This is a genomic window from Paenibacillus rhizoplanae (assembly GCF_042684125.1).
Taxonomy (GTDB): domain Bacteria; phylum Bacillota; class Bacilli; order Paenibacillales; family Paenibacillaceae; genus Paenibacillus_AQ; species Paenibacillus_AQ rhizoplanae.
The window spans coordinates 1-18,311 of sequence record NZ_JBHUKY010000102.1 but is presented as its reverse complement, the minus strand read 5'-3'; the positions used below and the strand labels follow the sequence as shown (position 1 = coordinate 18,311).

The window sequence follows — 18,311 nt, the reverse complement described above, 5'->3', positions numbered from 1 at the left end:
GAGAAGGAGTTGACCAATGACCAAGAAATCTACCTCCCTGCGCAAAATTACAGCCATGCTCCTGGGCGGGCTTCTGAGCATTCCGGCAGTATTGTCTCCTGTCTCGGCAGATATTGCCGCTACGCATGTCTACCATAATCATATGCCGAATTTCTGGGCCTACTATGACCTGAACACTTACAATTCCACACCTGTAGGCAGCCCGATCCGCTATACCTACGATGGAGAAGTTATCCAGCTGAAGCAGAATCCGCCCTCGGGATATCCCTATTATCTGCCGAATGGATTTCCAATGCCCCATGATGATCTGGTCTCCTATTATTCGCATCACGCCAAGACCGGTGCGTATTTAACCTGGCCCTGGAGTGTGGCGAATGCGCTGAACAGTAATCATCCCCAGGCGCAAATGCATGTTACCATGTCGGGGTCTGTAGTGAACAATGTGAACAGTATTATTCAACAAGGTAATGTAAGCGGATACAATAATCCTGCCTGGGGAACTCCCTGGAAGAACGCCGTAACCCAGCTCAAAACCACGGGCGGCGACAACATGCTCGACCTGATTCATTTCTCCGGGCATCATTCGATGGGACCGCTGGTCGGCAACGATTATTTGCTCAAGGATATGATCTATCATGGAGCATCAATGGCCCAGCCGTATTTCCTTGGCAGCAGCTATAAGTCATCGAAGGGGTTTTTCCCGACAGAGCTGGGGTTCTCGGAGCGGATCATCCCGGTGCTGAACAAGCTCGGCATCCAGTGGTCCGTGATCGGCAATAACCACTTCTCCCGCACACTTAAGGATTATCCGCTGCTGGACAGTCCAGGCACAGATACGATGGTCTCACCACCCAACCGCAGTGATCTGCAGAATGTCAGTACAGCCGGGGACTGGGTAAGTGAACCGATGTTCAATGAGCAGCAGGTGGTCTATAACAAATATCCTTTTGCCTCCACGGCCCATTGGGTCCGTTATGTCGATCCGGCAACCGGGGCTGAATCCAGGGTGGTCGGCGTACCAGTCGCCCAGGCGCAGTCCTGGGAGGAAGGATACCTGGGCCAGGTAAAAGCAGATGTGCTTAAGCCGTATGAGAATCTGGTCGCGCAGAAGCAGATTTTTGTCGTGGCCCATGACGGGGATAATTCTTCGGGCCGGGCAGGTTCCGAGGAGACTTGGCGTAATGCCGGGAATGTCACCTATGCAAGCAGCGGTGTGACCGGAATGGGGATTGATGAGTATCTGCGCAGCAATACACCAGCAGCTAGCGATGTGGTTCATGTACAGGACGGCTCCTGGATCGATACCCGGGATTCGTCCTCTGATCCGACCTGGTACCACTGGCATCTGCCGTTCGGAATCTGGAAGGGACAGTTCGCGGCCTTCAATCAGGTGAATGGAACCGCGTACGCTCCGAAGAAGAATCTGGCGGGTGTCCAGGAAGGTATGACCGTCTCCTTCGAGAAGGGCTATCATTATCTTGAGCGGAACTTTGCCCTGCTCCAGGCTTCCCTGAATTATGCCAAGACGGCTGAGCAGATCTGGCTGGATGAGCATCCGAATTATTGGAAGCCAGGGAATCCGATGGACCGGGAGGTGACCTACGAGGGCAATCAGTTGAATCCGTGGATGCTCTCCTATCCTGTGAAGGGGAACGCCGCGAATGATTACGCAGGAGGTGCCAATCCCGCTGAGCTGGCCTGGTATTTCCTGCTTCCTGCGATGGACTCGGGATTCGGCTATTATGATGAGAATGTGGATGACAGTGTGAAGCCGGCGTTGTCCTTCAATCAATCGCTCTATTTCTCCAAGCCCTATGTATCACAGAAGCTGGCCAAAGATAAAACCGGCCCCTCCGTCTGGTGGCCGCAGCGCTACCCGTACAATCCGGGCAGTGCCAATGTCAGCAAGGCAGAAGGCTGGACTCTTCAGCATTACAATAATGCTTTTGCCATTTATACGTATGCGTTCGATACGAGCGGGATCAGTGAGATCAAGGTTAAGGTCCGGGCACACCGCGATAAGACGGCAGATGCAGCGGATAACACCTTCAAAGTATATGATCCCGCAGCTTTGGCTGCAGCTGGTGTACCCGGCATTGATCCCGTCAAAGTCGGTGCGTGGACGGAATACCCGATGAATGTCCGTGACCTGAGCGCGGATATTAACGGTGTAGACTGGCAGCCAAGCAGCAAGACGATCATGCAGAAGGTTCCGGCCACGGATATCGGGAACCTGTATTTCTCCTACATCTCCGATTACCGCGATCAGCTATTGGACTACTATATTGAAGCAAAGGATGCCAAAGGTAACGTCACCAAAAGCGATATTCAGCAGGTCTACGTCGGTGCCGGCAAATATACGCTGGAGAACGGAAAATATAAGGAGAGCATCCAAGGTACTATTGAAGGAACGCATCCGTTCATCACCGATGTGCCCGCTGTCCCGGATACTGAAGCTCCGGCTGTTCCAGGCAATTTTCAGGCCACAGTGGTTAATGCTTCTTCTATCGGGCTGACCTGGAATGCCGCTACAGATAATATCCGTGTTACAGGCTATGAGGTCTACCGCAATGGTGTCAAAATTGGAACAACTGCCTCTACCTCATATACAGACAGCGGCTTGTCAGCCAGTACTGCATACGAATACAGAATTAAAGCCTATGATGCGTCCGGCAACCTCTCCGGCTTCAGTGCCGCAGCAGCTGCCACTACCCCGGCAGGCAATAATGTTACGATCTATTATAAGCAGGGTTATTCCACTCCTTACATCCATTACCGCCCGGCAGGGGGGACATGGACGACTGCACCAGGCGTAGTGATTCCGGCATCGGAAGTGGCAGGCTATAACAAAATCACCATCAACATCGGCGCAGCTACCCAGCTCGAAGCCTGCTTCAATAACGGCAGCGGGACTTGGGACAGCAACGGCGGCAGCAATTACCTGTTCGGCATCGGCACCTGGACCTATACGCCTACAGGCAATATCCAGGCAGGCGGCCCGGTAACGCCGACAGCTACGCCAACCGTAGCTCCAACAGCGACACCAACGGCTAAGCCGAGTGAAACGCCAACGGCGACGGTGATACCAACGCCCACGGTGAAGCCGAGCCCAACGCCGACAATTGCACCTAGCGCGACACCCACGGTGGCACCAACCGTAGCGCCGACCGCAACATCGACCGTAGCACCAACTGTAGCACCAACCGCCACACCAATGGTAGCGCCAACGGCAACACCTGTGCCAACCGCCACTCCGGCGGGCAACACTGCGACAATCTATTACAAGAATACGGCGTTCAGCAACTCCTATATCCATTACAAGCTGGATGGGGCAACGGTCTGGACGACTTCACCGGGTGTGCAGATGCAGGCCTCGGACTTCAGCGGGTACAAGTCTATTACCATTCCGCTGGGCAGCGCTACAGGTCTGACCGCAGCTTTCAATAACGGCAGCGGCACCTGGGATAGCAATGGCGGTAACAATTATCATTTTGGTACTGGCAGCTCGAGTCTGGCAGGGGGGAGCTTAACCACAGGTGAACCTCAGGCAGACAGCGTGACCTTCCGGGTCAGCGTTCCGGGGTCCACTCCGTCGAATGCCCCGGTCTATCTGACGGGATCATTCAACAGCTGGAATGCGGCAGATCCGGCGTACCTGCTGACACGCGGCAGCGATGGCATCTATTCCGTCACCTTGAATCTTCCGGCAGGCAGTGCCGTGACGTATAAGCTGACGCGCGGAAGCTGGGGCACAGTAGAGACTACATCCAGCGGCGCAGAAATTGCCAACCGGACGCTTACGCCGGCAGGCGGAGCGCAAACAGTGACAATAAGCGTGCAGCGCTGGAAGGATCAGTAACGTTCAGTATAGTGGCGCAATTAAGTCTGAGTAGTACCGGTCAACTGCTGGGGAGTTAGCGGAAGATGATTTCTAGAACTCCCCGACGGATGGATTGATGCTGGCAGACTGAAGGATCTCAAGTACGTCTTCGGCCGGCCATAAATGTTGCATTTGTTGCAGCTTCGATTCCTAGATGACTGGATGTGCGGGAGAATTGTTGCATGAATTGCAGGAATTGTTCCGCAGACCCGCCTGGAGATAGTGAAATGCTGCTTTTTCTGCAACACTTTTGGTTTTGGGCTGATCTAATGAGGCGAATGTTGCATTTTGAGCAGGATTTTAGAAGTAACCGGCTCTCTCCCGCGAATAGCGAATAAACCAGTAGATGATACGCTGAAAGTTAGTGGGAGACCAAAGAGTCATTGGTTATAAGTGTATACAGAATTGCTCTTTATTTAAGAGGCATGATACTGCCCTTTAATAAAGGGCGATTTCTTTTTTAATTCATTATATGGACTGGGTTTAAGGGTTTAGGGTTTGCCGTAACTCCCCCCTCTTAAACAGCGCAGCGGACGGACTGATTGTGGAGAAGCGGCAGCGTTCGCCTTTGTCTCCGGATTTTTACCGTTTAGGGGAATAAATAAAATCTGGAGACAACAGCGATCGGAACAACAGTCCGTTTGCGGAGCGTCCATTAAAGATCCCACAGCGCTCCATCCTCGGCCCAGGCTCTTGGATCTCAGATATCGCTCCATCCTCGCCCCTCAGTATATTCCAGCCCCGCCCCCCGCTCTCCGCACATTTTACACTCCGTTGATAATCGCCGCCGGAACTGGTATTTTGACGAAAATGAAGGTAGAGTGTTCTCAAGGACATAATGATAAGGAAGAGGACTACTGCTGATGAAACCATTCCGCATTCGACTTACAATCATACTTATGGCACTGATAGGAATATCAATGACCGGGGCCGGGATCACCATGGCTCAGCTGTTCAAGGATTCGCATATTTCCGTGCTGGAAGAGAACATGTCCCGGGAAATAAAGCTGCTCTCCGGCACCTTTTCATTCATGGATACCAGCAGTCCGGATGCCCTGAACTACTATACAGAACAGGCAGAGAAGATCTCCAGCTTGACCGGATCACGCGTCACCTTCATTACGAAGCAAGGCCGGGTTATCGGCGACTCGGAGAAGAATCCGCGCGAGATGGACAACCACTCTACCCGCGAGGAGGAGCTGCTGGCCGCGAAGGAGGGGATTGGCCGGGCGATCCGTTACAGTGATACATTAGACCGTGAAATGATGTATGTGGCGGGTTCCGTGTCCTCGGCTCAGGGCTTTGACGGGTATATCCGGCTGTCGATGGGGCTGGATACCGTAACTGAAGGACTGAACCGGGCGTGGATGATCATGGCAGGGGGGCTGGTGCTGCTGTTCATTGCCGCAACCTTGGTGAGCTACAAGGTGGCTTCCAGTATGACCTCACCGCTGGAGCAGATCACCAGAGTGGCACGGCGGATTACCGATCTCGATTACGATGCCCGGGTGCCCATGAAGCGCAAGGATGAGATCGGCCAGCTGGCTACAGCAATCAACGCGATGGCGGACAGTCTCCAGGCTCAGCTGAAGACCATCCGCGACAATGAGGACCTGCTGCAGAGCGTCCTCGACAATATGACCGGCGGCATTGTGATGATTAACGCTGAAGGAGAGATTGCCCTGCTCAACCGGGCCGCCGAACGGCTGCTCGATGTGAAGAACAGCGAGATGACCGGGCATTCCTATAAGGAGATCAAGCATCACTATGAGCTTACCCGGCTGATCGATGATGGAGTATCCGCAGGTGTACCTGTTCACGAGGAGCGCAGCATCTATAATCCGGTGGAGCGGATTGTGCGTCTGGACGGGGTGCCGATGATCCAGGACGGCTGCTCCCGGGGCATGCTGTTCCTGCTTCAGGAGGTTACAGAGATCCGCCGGCTTGAGAAGATGCGCAGCGAATTCGTCGCCAATGTCTCCCACGAGCTGAAGACCCCTGTCGCTGCGGTAAAAGGCTTCGCCGAGACCCTCCTCGGCGGTGGGGTTACGGATGAGAAGACAGCGCGTTCGTTCCTGCAGATTATTTACGATGAGAACGAACGGCTGAACCGCCTGATCGGTGACATCCTGGAGCTGTCCAAAATCGAATCCAAACGCGTTCAGCTGGAATGCTCCCCGATTCATCTGATCGAGTTCTTCGACTCCGTGCTGGAAACGCTCAGCAAGGTAGCGGAGAAGAAGAAGATTACGCTCAGCTCGGATGTGCCTGCGGAGCTATTTATTGAGGGAGATGAAGACAAGCTGCGCCAGATCTTCATGAATCTGCTCTCCAATGCGATCAACTACACCCAGGACGGGGGCAATGTCAGAGTGACGGTGGTGAGTATCCAGAAGAAGGATGGCACCGAGAGCGTGCGCTTTACAGTCAGCGATACGGGGATGGGGATTCCGCGTAAGGATCTGCCCCGGATCTTTGAACGCTTTTACCGGGTGGACAAAGCCCGCTCCAGAAGCTCCGGCGGAACCGGCCTCGGTCTATCCATCGTGAAGCATCTCGTCGAGCTGCATCGCGGGTCTATTAACGTAGAGAGCGATCTGGGCATTGGCAGCTCATTTATCCTGGAATTGCCGCTGCTGCAGGAAGAGAATCAATAACCCTGGGGATCATAGCGGACCCTAATAGAGAATAAATTTATAATTTTACACCAAGTTAACATTGTGGTGCTATGATGTGCATGTGTGCAGTTTTGTAAAATTAATAACCTATGAAAAGACGGGGGAACCTATGGCACAACGATTGCTTGTCATTGAAGACGAACCGACACTGGCCCGGCTGCTGTCTTATAACCTGACACAGGAAGGCTACGAGGTGACGGTGGAGGATCATGGAACGGCAGGATATGACCGTGCGACTAGAGAACCTTTTGACTTGATCGTACTGGATCTGATGCTGCCCGGCATGAACGGCATTGACATTCTGGATAAATTGCGTGGACAAGGCATCCGCACACCGGTTATAGTGCTGACGGCCAAGAATGCGGAAGAGGATGTCGTCCGCGGGCTGAAGTCCGGTGCGGATGACTATATTACGAAGCCCTTCGGCGTATCCGAGCTGCTGGCCCGGGTCAGCGCAGTACTGCGGCGGATCTCCGGCATTGCCGAAGAAGCTCCGCCCGAGACAGCGGTATCTGCATCGACGATTATTCTCGGACAGCTGGAGATCTATCCCGAGCGTTATGAAGTCTCGCTGGGCGGACAGAGCATCAATCTGCGGCCGAAGGAATTTGAAGTGCTGCTGTATCTGGCCCGGAAGCCGGGCGTCGTTCTGACGCGGGATGATCTCATGAATGCGGTCTGGGGCTTCGACTATATCGGAGGCCAGCGTACCGTAGATGTGCATGTCAGCTCCCTGCGCAAGAAGCTGGAGCTTGACCCTGAATCGGTGCATATCGATTCCATCCGTGGCGTGGGCTACAAACTGGTCGTCAACAAGAAGAGAACACCGGTCATTTAACATGACGGTGTTCTTTTCTCACAAGATAAGCATCTTCTCCTCCGGCATTGTCTAACTGTACAAGGATTTTTACACTGCGTTAACAATTCTCTGGAGCTCTATTTACACTGAAAGCTTATCATGGGGAACGAAGATGATGAGAAGGAGACAACAGAAACTAATGAAATCCATCATTGACATAGAGAAGCTAGATCTCTACTATGAGTCATTCCATGCCCTGAAGAATGTGGATTTGCAGATTCCGGAGAAGCAGGTGACCGCTTTTATCGGACCCTCCGGCTGCGGGAAATCCACACTGCTGCGTACCCTTAACCGTATGAACGACATGATTCCCGGAACACGTATTGAAGGTAAAGTAAATATCGGCGGCAAAAATATCTACAGCGACGAGATCGAAGTGGAGAGTCTGCGCAAGCAGGTGGGGATGGTGTTCCAGCAGCCCAATCCTTTTCCCAAGTCGATCTATGATAATGTGGCTTATGGCCCGCGTCTGCACGGTGTGAAGAGCAAGGCCGAGCTGGATGTCCTTGTAGAGCAAAGCCTGCGCCAGTCCGCGCTCTGGGAGGAAGTGAAGGATTTCCTCAAGAAGTCTGCCTTAAGTCTGTCCGGAGGCCAGCAGCAGCGTCTTTGTATTGCCAGAGCCCTTGCCGTACAGCCGGATATTCTGCTGATGGATGAGGCGACGTCAGCGCTCGACCCGGTATCCACACTCAAGATTGAGGAGCTGGTCCAGGAGCTGCGGGATAAGTATACGATTGTAATGGTCACGCATAATATGCATCAGGCCGCCCGGGTATCGGGACGCACTGTATTTTTCCTGAACGGCGTCATTGTGGAGGCTGCGGACACGGAGCTGTTGTTCTCGAATCCGAGAGATTCCCGCACAGAAGATTATATCTCCGGCCGCTTCGGCTAAGGATGGCTGACTCGTAAGTCTCAGGTTCACTCCGTTCACCCGATATGACCATATGTTTTTGAGGAGGAGCACTTTCGATATGATTCGCAGAAAAGAATTCGATAAAGATCTGGAAGAACTGCGCACCCTGCTGCAGCAGATGGGCGAGCATGTAACGGATGCCCTGGATGGGGCGATACTGGCCCTGCAGACCCTTGATACGGTACGGGCACAGGAGATTGTCAAAGCCGACCTGCGGCTGAACGCTATGGAAGACCGGATTATGGAGATCGGCTCGCGGCTGATCATCACCCAGCAGCCGGTGGCGAAGGATCTGCGCCGCATTATTGTAGCCTTCAAAATCTCCAGCGATCTGGAGCGTATGGGCGATCTGGCACTGGATGTAGCCAAGGTGACGATGCGCATCCAGGGACAGCAGCTGATCAAGCCGCTTGTGGATATTCCGCGCATGGCTGAGCTTGTCACGATCATGACCACGGAGGCCATTCAGTCTTATCTCGACGAGAACACGGACCTTGCCTACAAAATGGCGCAGGATGACGATCAGGTTGATGGCCTGTACAGCGCGATGATTAACGAACTGTACACTTATATGGTTCAGAAGCCTGAAACAGTGAATCAGGCGATGCTGCTCACACTAGTTGGCCGTTACATTGAGCGGATTGCCGATCATGCCACGAATATTGGCGAAAGTGTAGTGTATCTGGTTACAGGTAAACGTCCGGATTTGAACCAATAATTGCATAATGTCGGCGCACAGACACAGCTTAGCAGAGCTCTGTGCCTTGAACGTCAGGCAGCAAGCCTCCTCTCCGGGGCTTGCCTTTTTTTGTTCTAAAGTGAGCATCGCCTAGCAAATCTGTATTCCATACCATCAGCAGCGGCAAAGGGCCGGGACAGGGATGGATCTTCTTGTCTCAGGTTCTGTTTTGGGCGGAGCATATGGTACTATGTAAGGAGAATGCAAGAAAAAGGCGAGGTGCTAGTGTGGACAAGCTGATACTCATTGATGGAAATAATATCATTTACCGGGCGTTCTTCGCCATGCCGCCGCTGACCAATACAGCGGGACAGCAGACGAATGCGGTATACGGTTTCACGACGATGCTGCTGCGTCTGCTGGAGGAGCATAAACCGACACATATGATTGTGGCCTTCGACGCGGGGAAGATTACCTTCCGGCATGAAGGCTATGAAGATTATAAGGGCGGGCGCCAGAAGACCCCGCCGGAGCTGTCCGAGCAGTTCCCGCTGCTCAAGGAGCTGCTGAAGGGGCTGGGGGTTCCGCAATTCGAGATTGCAGGCTACGAAGCTGACGATATTATCGGTACCATCTCCAGGGAAGCGGATGCCGCCGGCCGTCAGGTAATGATTGTGTCCGGGGATAAGGATATGCTGCAGCTGGCTTCCGAGCATACGACCATAGCGATGGTGCGCAAGGGAGTTACGGAAGTGGAGCTCTACGGACCTAAGCAGATCCGTGACAAATATGATCTCACCCCTGATCAGATCATTGATCTGAAGGGGCTGATGGGCGATGCCAGCGACAATATTCCCGGGGTGCCGGGAGTCGGGGAGAAGACAGCGCTTAAGCTGCTCCAGCAGTTCGGATCGGTGGAGGGCGTACTGGCCGGAACCGGTGAACTGAAGGGGAAAATGAAAGAGAAGCTGGAAGAGCACGCGGACAGCGCCATCATGAGCAAAAAATTGGCGACGATCTACCGCGAGGTTCCGCTTGAACATACCTGGGAGGATATGGTGTTCAGCGGAATTGTTGCCGATACGGCGGGTCCTGCCCTGGCGAAGCTGGAGTTCAAGTCTCTGCTGGAACGCCTGTCGCTGAGCGCCTATTCGCATGCGGCGGACGGCAGTCTGTCCGGCCCCGCAGCGGTGGAAGCGGCAGAGCTTACGATTACAATCGTTGACGAAGCCGGAATAGAGAAGCTGGTTCAGGCACTGCCGGGCATTTCTGCTCTACATGTGGAATCTAACGGGGAGAACCCGCACCGTGCCGAAGTGATCGGCCTCGGGCTGTCTTCGCCGGAGCAGCATTATTTCGTGCCTTTTGCCCTGCTGAAGAGTAAGGCAGCGGAACCGCTGCGGAACTGGCTTGGCGACGATCAGGCACCGAAGAGCGGGTATGATCTGCACCGTGCCGATCTGGCGCTGCATTGGCAGGGGATTGCTCTTGCCGGAGCCGCTAATGATGTTCAGCTTGCCGCATACCTGCTGGACCCGACCGAAGCGAGCCAGAACCTGAATGACCTGACCACGAAATACGGCCTGCCCCGCTTATCGCCGGATGAAGATGTCTTCGGCAAAGGGGCCAAATATAGAATTCCTGAGCTTAAGATTCTCGGTGAGCATGTCGCCCGCAAGAGTGCAACCGTGCTTGGCATTGTGCAGAAGCAGCAGGTGGAGCTGGACAAGACGGATATGACCGGTCTGTTCCAGGACCTGGAGATGCCGTTGTCGCGGATTCTTGCCGATATGGAGAAACAGGGCATTGCTGTTAACAAGGACGATCTTATCCAGCTCGGCAAGGAATTCGAAGCCCAAATCTCCCGGCTGGTCACTGAGATTTACTCCGCTTGCGGAACCGAATTCAATCTTAATTCTCCGAAGCAACTAGGCGAGGTTCTGTTCGTGAAGCTCGGTCTGCCAGTCGTGAAGAAGACGAAGACCGGATATTCAACGGATGCAGAGGTGCTGGAAAAGCTTGCGCCTTATCATGACGCCGTGCGCCTGATTCTGCAATACCGTTCCATTGCCAAGCTGCAATCCACGTATGTGGAAGGCCTGATGAAGGAAATCTCACCGGAGACCGGCAAGGTACACACCTTCTACCGGCAGACGATTGCGGCTACGGGCCGGCTGAGCAGCCAGTTCCCGAACCTGCAGAACATTCCGATCCGGCTCGAAGAGGGCCGTAAGATCCGTAAGGTATTCGTGCCCTCTGAGCCGGGCTGGTCGATTCTGGCGGCGGATTACTCGCAGATCGAGCTGCGTGTGCTGGCGCATATCTCGGGCGATGCGCGGATGAAGGAAGCTTTTGTCGAGGATATGGATATTCATACCAAGACCGCGATGGATGTATTCGGCGTCCCTGCGGAGAGTGTGGACAGTAATATGCGCCGCTCGGCCAAAGCGGTTAACTTCGGCATTGTATACGGCATCAGCGATTACGGCCTGTCGCAGAACCTGAACATTCCGCGTAAGGAAGCGGCCCGGTTCATTGAGCAGTATTTCGAGGTGTTCCAGGGTGTGCGCCGTTACATGGATGATATTGTGGTCGAGGCCCGGAAGCAGGGATATGTGACTACGCTGCTGGAACGCCGCCGTTATCTGCCGGAGATCAATGCGAAGAACTTCAATCTGCGGTCCTTCGCAGAACGTACGGCGATGAATACGCCGATTCAGGGAACCGCTGCGGATATTATCAAGCTGGCCATGGTTCATATGGATAAGGCGCTGCATGAGCGCGGCCTGAAGAGCCGGATGCTGCTCCAGGTACACGATGAGTTGGTGTTTGAGGTGCCGGAGGAGGAGCTGGAGCAGATGAAGCAGCTGCTGCCAGAGGTGATGGCCGGAGCGCTGGAGCTGTCTGTTCCGCTGAAGGCAGAGGTAAGTTTTGGGAGCAACTGGTACGAAGCGAAATAGGCTCCCCGCACATGGCAGATATCCGGTATAATGGAGTGGAGGTGAGCCATGATGCCGGAATTGCCGGAAGTCGAAACAGTCAGAAGAACACTTAATGAGTTAATTACAGGCAAGCAGATAGAGCATGTCACCGTCCGGCTGCCGCGGATTATTCAGCGCCCGGATGATATTCAGGCCTTTGCCCATATGCTGGCAGGCCATAGTGTGGTTACCGTTGAACGCAGAGGCAAGTTTCTGCGTTTCGTATTTGACGGGCTGGTGATGGTCTCCCATCTGCGGATGGAGGGCCGTTACGGGATGTACCGTAAGGACGAGGTGCTGGACAAGCATACGCATGTTATTTTCCATTTCACAGATGGGACGGAGCTGCGTTATACGGATGTGCGCCAGTTCGGAACGATGCATCTGTTCGGGCCTGGGGAAGATCTGCTGCTGAAACCGCTGAATAAGCTGGGGCAGGAGCCGCTGGATGCGGATTTCACACTGGAACGGTTCAAGGAGATTGTCACGAAGCGGAGCACCAAGATCAAGCCGCTGCTGCTCAATCAGGAATATATAGTAGGGATCGGCAATATTTATGTAGATGAGTCCCTGCACCGCGCAGGCATCCACCCGGAGGAGACCGCGAAGTCCCTCACGGAGGATCAGCTGGCCAGATTGCACCTTGCTATTGTCGCAACACTGACGGAAGCGGTGAATGCCGGAGGCTCCTCTGTGAAGTCGTATGTCAACGGCCAGGGGGAGAGCGGGAGCTACCAGGATCAGCACAAGATCTACGGACGCAAGGATCAGCCGTGTGCCACCTGCGGCACGCTGATTGAGAAGAGTGTGGTCGGCGGACGGGGAACGCATTATTGTCCCACCTGCCAGCCGGTACCTGTACTGATTCTGTAATTTTCTTATAGTGTCAGCGCTGCGTTTACAGCCCGTTTCCGGGCCAGTTACACCTGAATAAGCCAGTTACATCAAAAGATAGGCACTCACTGCCCGTCCCGCCCATATAATGTGTGAAGATTGCTGATTATGGCGAAACGGAGCTCCGGCCAGGATGGCTTAATCCACCGGCTCCGGTTCTTCACGGGAGGGATTGCGGGTGCTGAGCCCATTGTTGTCACTATTGCTGCTTGCGTTTGCTCTTAGTCTGGATGGATTTGGTGTTGGCATTACATATGGACTGCGTAAAATGAAAATTCCTTTGCTCTCGATTGTGATTATCTCGCTCTGTTCTGGAGTGGTCATTTATGGTTCTATGCAGGTCGGCGTGCTGCTGGCCAAGGTGGTCTCGCCGCATGCCGCTTCCAGTGTCGGAGCGGTTATTCTCGTCTTAATGGGCTGCTGGTCCCTGTTCCAGATGCTGACGCAGAAAGAGAAGGAGCAGGAAGTGACTGCCCCAGGGACCGCAGACGAATATTCCGGGCGGGAAGCCAGGCTGGAGACGGCAGCTGCCGTACAAAGCGCGGAGGCAGAGCTGGAACCGCTGAAGCCGGCCGTATTCTCGCTGGAGCTTCGCCATCTAGGCGTGGTTATTCAGATTCTCCGCACACCGTCTTCTGCTGATATGGATGCCTCGGGGAGTATTTCTTCTATGGAAGCCATGATCCTGGGCATAGCGTTGTCGCTGGATGCCTTCGGGGCCGGCCTTGGTGCGGCACTGCTCGGATTCAGCCCGTGGTCCACCTCGCTGATGATCGCTGTATTCAGCGGAACCTTTCTGCTGCTGGGGATGAAGACAGGACTGAGATTATCCGGCAGCTACTGGATGAAGCATGCCGCTGCGCTGCCCGCGATATTATTAATTGTAATGGGTATAATGAAGTTATTATGAGGTGAGTACATGATTATAGGCTTAACCGGAGGCATAGCTTCGGGAAAAAGCACCGTGTCTGCACTGTTTGTCCGCAAGGGAGCTGCACTGGTGGATGCCGATGTCATCGCCCGAGAGGTGATGCTCCCCGGACACCCGGTGCTGGCGGCAGCGGTGGAGGCTTTTGGAGACCGTATCCTGCTGCCTGACGGCTCGCTGGACCGGGCGGGGCTGGGGGAGATCGTCTTCCGGGACCCGGAGGCGCTCCAGACTTTGAATAACCTGACCCATCCGGCCATCCGCAGGGAGATCAAGGCCAGGATGTATGCGCTTGAGCAGGAGAATCCGCAGCGGCTGGTCATTGTGGACATTCCGCTGCTCTACGAATCAGAGCTGGACTCCATGTTCGATCAGATTATTGTAGTCTATGTTCCGAGGAGGGTGCAGTTAGCCCGCCTCATGGAGCGCAGCGGAATGAAGCTGGAACAGGCTGAGGACCGGCTGCGGTCCCAGATGGATATTGAACTGAAACGCAGGAAAGCTAATTATGTGATCGACAATAGCGGTGATCCTGAGTCTGCCGAGCTTCAGGTTGCCCGGCTGTGGGACAGGCTGGGCCTGATATGATGAAGTGGCTGCGCAAAAAAAGAGTCCTGCTGCTGCTGTTCATCGGCTTCACAGCGATCCTGTTTCTCGGCTCCAACTGGATGTCATGGTTTTATCCCATATATTATAAAGAAGAGATCCGCCAGCACAGCCAGACGTATGAGATGGACCCGTTCCTGGTGGCATCCATCATCCGTGTGGAGACCAATTATAAGACCGGCCGCGAATCCAAAAAAGGCGCACTGGGACTCATGCAGCTGATGCCGGATACCGCCAAGTGGGCGCTCGAAAAGGCCAAGCTCCCCGAGGTGTCTCTGGAGCGGCTGAAGGAAGAGCCCTCCTCCAATATTGAATTGGGTACCTGGTATTTGTCTACGCTGTCCAAGCAGTTCGATGGCAACCGTATAGCGGTCATAGCTGCCTACAATGCCGGACCCGGCAAAGTGCAAAGCTGGCTGGATGAAGGGCAGTGGGACGGAACAGAAGCCTCTGTGAAGGACATTCCGTTCGGTGAGACCCGTCACTACGTGCAGCGTGTGATTTATTATTATGATCAATACACCGAGCTCTACAGTGAGTTCTAGGGTGCTTGTTACTTTTGCTGCTGTTATGTAAAAAGAAGCATCAAACGGCCGGAGGCCGTTCGATACTTCTTAGGCAAGCTTATGTCGCGCTTAACAGGTTATTATTTGTACTGACCTGCCAGTTGCTGTTCAGCCAGGGTTACAAGACGTTTAGTGATGTAACCACCGATCGAACCGTTTTCGTAAGAAGTTTTATTGCCTTGGTATCCATCTGGGGAGAGGGTGATACCTAGTTCCTGGGCAACTTCATATTTCAGTTGTTCCAAGGCACCGCGTGAGTTTGGAGCTACCAGGTTATTGGAGTTGTTATTTTGGCTCATTGCTGTTCACCTCCTATCGGTTGGTAACTGTATTATGTGCCGGACATGTCAGATTCATAACAACAAATAAACGGTGTTTTCTGGAAATTAATTTAAGCCCGCATAACCCTGGTGTATCAAAGGACCGGGCCTGACCATTCTAATGATGAGGAAGTGAAGTAGCTTATGAAATGCCCTTACTGTGACCACACCAATACCAAGGTCCTGGACTCGCGCCCGGCCAATGAGAATAAGTCCATCCGCCGCAGGCGGGAATGCGAGCTGTGCAGCCGCCGGTTCACCACCTTCGAGATGATTGAAGAGACCCCCCTGATTGTGATCAAAAAAGACGGCAGCCGTGAAGAGTTCAGCCGCGACAAAATCCTCCGCGGTCTGATCCGCGCCTGCGAGAAACGTCCCGTTCCTGTAGAGCGTCTGGAGGTCATTGTATCCGAGGTGGAGAAAAGCCTGCGCGGCATCGCCCTCGCCGAGATCGAGAGCCGCCAGATCGGCGAGCTGGTCATGGAGCAGCTCTATCCTGTCGACGAGGTAGCTTACGTCCGCTTCGCGTCCGTGTACCGCCAGTTCAAGGACATTAACATGTTCATGAAGGAATTGAAGGGACTGCTCTCGAAGACTGAGGAGCTGGACGGGCTGTAAGCTTCGCCGCTTAGGAGTGAAGGGTTCGATTGGTGTAGTGGGGCTGGCTCTGGGGTTAAGGGCCAGTTCCCGGGTGGGGCGTCTGTCCTCAAAAATAATTTCGAAAAAGTGTTGACACTAACAATGAATTTCTGTATTATATAGAAGTCGCCTACGAAACACATTGATGAATAAGCGGCTTGAACTTATCGGTCAGATCAGATTTTAGAATACATAATGTAATTCTAAATTGGTAAAATTATAAAAATATGGGGCCATAGCTCAGCTGGGAGAGCGCATCGCTGGCAGCGCGCTTTGTAAATTACGCAGGTAACCCCGTTGTTTGTTACGGTGACTGTTACGTTGACTGACGGTGACAGCACACAGATATGCGCTACGATAAAACGATGATATACGTTATTCAATCGGCATCTTTCCGTAAAAATACGGGAGGTGTTTTTTAGTTTGAGCGAGGATAAACGTAAAGGACGGACTGTTAAGAGCGAGCGGTCTGCGGATAAACTGCGCTATTCACTCGATTACCTTTATGATTACTATTACCAAGCGAAGAAGTCGGAAGGACGCGCGGAGAATACCCTTAAGACGTACGAACAGAATTACGGATACTTTTGTGAGTTCTTGGACCTGCGCGGTATCATTCGTGATATCCGTAATGTTACCGTAGAGACCGGCCGCGAGTACATAATATGGCTGCGCGATGAAAAGACGAAATTTAGCGATAAATGTAACGTTCCAGATTCGGTGCGGACCGTTGGGTTACTGCCAAAGTCGATTAATACACGCGTTAAGAATATGAAGACAATGTTTAAGTTTCTAAAGGATGAGGGAGTTATTGACGCGGACCCATTCGTCTACTTAAAGAATGTGCAGGACATTGGGCGGGATATCGGCGTTCTTAATGCGGACGAGTTGAGCCGCCTTATACATGCGCCGAATCAGCGGAAATATAACGAGTTTAGGGATTACGTGGTACTTAACCTTTTGGTTGACGGAATGTTTCGCGTTGACGAAGCGCTATCTCTGAAAAAGACCGACGTTGATTTAACCGCCTGTTACGCTTCTCTACGCAGAGAGGTTACGAAGTCACGCAAGGCCCGCGTTGTTCCGATCACGAAGCGGACCGTTAAGTTGTTGCAGGAGCTGATACGCGAGACTACGGAATTTGACAGCGAGTATATTTTCCTCAATAACTACGGTGACCGGCTAGTTCCGAACCATTTCCGCCATCAGCTCAAGAAATACGCGGATAGAGCTGGCATAGAAAAGCGAGTCTATCCTCATTTACTTCGCCACTCAGGAGCTACGTTGTTCCTCGAAGAAGGAGGCGCGCAGCACCATCTGCAGGTGATCCTTGGCCACGCTGACAGCCGGATGACGACTCACTATACCCACCTTTCGAACAAGAACGTTAAACAGAATCACGATGAGTTTTCGCCAATCCACGCCGTCATAAGTAAAGCGGAGAGGCCACGCAAAACAAAACGTTAGCACGCAAATAAATAGCGCCAGTCTTAGCGGAGAGAGTCCGTTAGGCTGGCGCTTTTCGTCGTTATATTAGGCGCTTAAGGGCAGCGCTTTACCTGTCCGTTGATTTACCGTTGAATTAGCGCGCATAGGCTCTCCGGAGTATTAACGGAAGGGTAACGGTAGAAAGGCGCTAATTTGCTGCGTAAACTTGCGTCGGGCAGGCAAGAGTTACCGGTTGATTGGCGCGTGGCTGGGCGTGGGTCATGCGACAGTAATACGCTGGATGAAAGAAACGGAGGAAATTCCAACTGTACCGAATGAACCAGTTGGAAACGTAGAATCAGCGGATGGAAAGTTCCGCCCCGCGAACGCTGCGTCCGCCGAAACGCTAACCGAACGCGAAGAAACAGCGCTGCGCCTACGTGACGAAGGCCACACGCTAAAAGAGATCGCGCTCGCAATCGGAGTGTCCTCGCCGCAGACCGCAAGCAATACGCTGGCGCGAGCGGAGAGTAAGCGGCTGGAAGCGCAGGACGACGCTGATCCGGACGAAGAGGAACCGGAGATTCCCGCTAAGCCCGCGATCGACATGCGCATCTTTGAGCTAATCGAGTATGCAGCGCGGACTAAGTGCGAGAGCTGCTGCGGAGGTTACATATACCGCACGTTCTGCCTGCGTACGCCCGTGAATCAGCCGCGCTAGGTCCGTCGGAGGGTTAGCGTAAGGGTACGGGCGTAAGGCGCTAATTTGACGGTGATTCTACGGTAAAAAGACCGCTACCTTATTCGGCGCGGCCTGTATTCGTATCTTCTATAAACTCGACAACTTCCTCGATCTTACATTCCAAGTCCTCACAGATTCGCGCAATCACACTGAGCGCAACAAACTCGCCATTAGACATTTTAGCAATAGTGGCAG

General features: G+C 53.3%; 15 protein-coding genes. 13 read left to right on the top strand and 2 right to left on the bottom strand.

Annotation, left to right across the window (positions count from 1 at the left end):
* Window positions 1–16 precede the first annotated feature (16 nt).
* The 10 genes from ACFSX3_RS31455 (at window position 17) to ACFSX3_RS31410 (ending at window position 14,966) form a co-directional block, all read left to right on the top strand.
* Window positions 17–3,859 carry a carbohydrate binding domain-containing protein gene (locus ACFSX3_RS31455; protein WP_209993388.1) on the top strand — a complete coding sequence of 1,281 codons (3,843 nt, stop codon included), beginning with the start codon at window positions 17–19 and terminating at the stop codon, window positions 3,857–3,859.
* Window positions 3,860–4,743: 884 nt separating this feature from the next.
* Window positions 4,744–6,537 carry a two-component system histidine kinase PnpS gene (gene pnpS, locus ACFSX3_RS31450; RefSeq protein WP_209993387.1) on the top strand — a complete coding sequence of 598 codons (1,794 nt, stop codon included), beginning with the start codon at window positions 4,744–4,746 and terminating at the stop codon, window positions 6,535–6,537.
* 130 nt (window positions 6,538–6,667) lie between these two features.
* Window positions 6,668–7,396 carry a response regulator transcription factor gene (locus tag ACFSX3_RS31445; RefSeq protein ID WP_076082862.1) on the top strand — a complete coding sequence of 243 codons (729 nt, stop codon included), beginning with the start codon at window positions 6,668–6,670 and terminating at the stop codon, window positions 7,394–7,396.
* A 160-nt stretch (window positions 7,397–7,556) separates the two neighbouring features.
* Window positions 7,557–8,312 carry a phosphate ABC transporter ATP-binding protein PstB gene (gene pstB / locus ACFSX3_RS31440; RefSeq protein ID WP_339223724.1) on the top strand — a complete coding sequence of 252 codons (756 nt, stop codon included), beginning with the start codon at window positions 7,557–7,559 and terminating at the stop codon, window positions 8,310–8,312.
* Between the two features lie 79 nt (window positions 8,313–8,391).
* Window positions 8,392–9,051, top strand: a complete 660-nt coding sequence (gene phoU / locus ACFSX3_RS31435) for a phosphate signaling complex protein PhoU (protein WP_036725564.1) — start codon at window positions 8,392–8,394, stop codon at window positions 9,049–9,051.
* A gap of 248 nt (window positions 9,052–9,299) precedes the next feature.
* Window positions 9,300–11,972 carry a DNA polymerase I gene (gene polA / locus ACFSX3_RS31430; protein ID WP_209993386.1) on the top strand — a complete coding sequence of 891 codons (2,673 nt, stop codon included), beginning with the start codon at window positions 9,300–9,302 and terminating at the stop codon, window positions 11,970–11,972.
* A 51-nt stretch (window positions 11,973–12,023) separates the two neighbouring features.
* Window positions 12,024–12,866 (top strand): DNA-formamidopyrimidine glycosylase, encoded by an 843-nt coding sequence (gene mutM / locus ACFSX3_RS31425; protein ID WP_209993478.1) that lies wholly within the window; start codon window positions 12,024–12,026, stop codon window positions 12,864–12,866.
* 199 nt (window positions 12,867–13,065) lie between these two features.
* On the top strand, window positions 13,066–13,797 hold the full coding sequence (locus ACFSX3_RS31420; protein WP_209993385.1) for a manganese efflux pump: 732 nt from the start codon (window positions 13,066–13,068) through the stop codon (window positions 13,795–13,797).
* A 9-nt stretch (window positions 13,798–13,806) separates the two neighbouring features.
* On the top strand, window positions 13,807–14,403 hold the full coding sequence (gene coaE / locus ACFSX3_RS31415; RefSeq protein WP_209993384.1) for a dephospho-CoA kinase: 597 nt from the start codon (window positions 13,807–13,809) through the stop codon (window positions 14,401–14,403).
* Window positions 14,403–14,966 (top strand): lytic transglycosylase domain-containing protein, encoded by a 564-nt coding sequence (locus tag ACFSX3_RS31410; protein ID WP_209993477.1) that lies wholly within the window; start codon window positions 14,403–14,405, stop codon window positions 14,964–14,966. Before coaE ends, ACFSX3_RS31410 begins: the two co-directional genes overlap by 1 nt.
* A 101-nt stretch (window positions 14,967–15,067) precedes the next feature.
* On the opposite strand, the gene ACFSX3_RS31405 is transcribed toward ACFSX3_RS31410, so the two are convergent.
* Window positions 15,068–15,286 (bottom strand): alpha/beta-type small acid-soluble spore protein, encoded by a 219-nt coding sequence (locus ACFSX3_RS31405; RefSeq protein WP_036695868.1) that lies wholly within the window; start codon window positions 15,284–15,286, stop codon window positions 15,068–15,070.
* Between the two features lie 165 nt (window positions 15,287–15,451).
* On the opposite strand from ACFSX3_RS31405, the gene nrdR reads away from it, so the two are divergent.
* The 3 genes from nrdR to ACFSX3_RS31390 all read left to right on the top strand — a co-directional run bounded on the left by nrdR (window position 15,452) and on the right by ACFSX3_RS31390 (window position 18,095).
* Window positions 15,452–15,925, top strand: a complete 474-nt coding sequence (gene nrdR / locus ACFSX3_RS31400; protein WP_209993383.1) for a transcriptional regulator NrdR — start codon at window positions 15,452–15,454, stop codon at window positions 15,923–15,925.
* A 444-nt stretch (window positions 15,926–16,369) separates the two neighbouring features.
* Complete coding sequence (locus ACFSX3_RS31395; protein WP_209993382.1) at window positions 16,370–17,413, top strand: tyrosine-type recombinase/integrase; 1,044 nt, start codon at window positions 16,370–16,372, stop codon at window positions 17,411–17,413.
* Window positions 17,414–17,627: 214 nt separating this feature from the next.
* Window positions 17,628–18,095 carry a hypothetical protein gene (locus ACFSX3_RS31390; protein ID WP_379256924.1) on the top strand — a complete coding sequence of 156 codons (468 nt, stop codon included), beginning with the start codon at window positions 17,628–17,630 and terminating at the stop codon, window positions 18,093–18,095.
* A gap of 79 nt (window positions 18,096–18,174) precedes the next feature.
* Here the strand turns inward: ACFSX3_RS31390 and ACFSX3_RS31385 are convergent.
* On the bottom strand, window positions 18,175–18,311 hold a 137-nt coding region (locus tag ACFSX3_RS31385; protein WP_379313745.1), incomplete at its 5' end, for a helix-turn-helix domain-containing protein.

Bases quoted from the DNA above. Each gene is read 5' to 3' on its own strand.
- ACFSX3_RS31410 (WP_209993477.1), top strand. From the start codon at position 14,403: ATGAAGTGGCTGCGCAAAAAAAGAGTCCTGCTGCTGCTGTTCATCGGC.
- pstB (WP_339223724.1), top strand. From the start codon at position 7,557: ATGAAATCCATCATTGACATAGAGAAGCTAGATCTCTACTATGAGTCA.
- mutM (WP_209993478.1), top strand. From the start codon at position 12,024: ATGCCGGAATTGCCGGAAGTCGAAACAGTCAGAAGAACACTTAATGAG.
- nrdR (WP_209993383.1), top strand. From the start codon at position 15,452: ATGAAATGCCCTTACTGTGACCACACCAATACCAAGGTCCTGGACTCG.
- ACFSX3_RS31455 (WP_209993388.1), top strand. From the start codon at position 17: ATGACCAAGAAATCTACCTCCCTGCGCAAAATTACAGCCATGCTCCTG.
- coaE (WP_209993384.1), top strand. From the start codon at position 13,807: ATGATTATAGGCTTAACCGGAGGCATAGCTTCGGGAAAAAGCACCGTG.
- phoU (WP_036725564.1), top strand. From the start codon at position 8,392: ATGATTCGCAGAAAAGAATTCGATAAAGATCTGGAAGAACTGCGCACC.
- ACFSX3_RS31445 (WP_076082862.1), top strand. From the start codon at position 6,668: ATGGCACAACGATTGCTTGTCATTGAAGACGAACCGACACTGGCCCGG.
- pnpS (WP_209993387.1), top strand. From the start codon at position 4,744: ATGAAACCATTCCGCATTCGACTTACAATCATACTTATGGCACTGATA.
- ACFSX3_RS31405 (WP_036695868.1), bottom strand. From the start codon at position 15,286: ATGAGCCAAAATAACAACTCCAATAACCTGGTAGCTCCAAACTCACGC.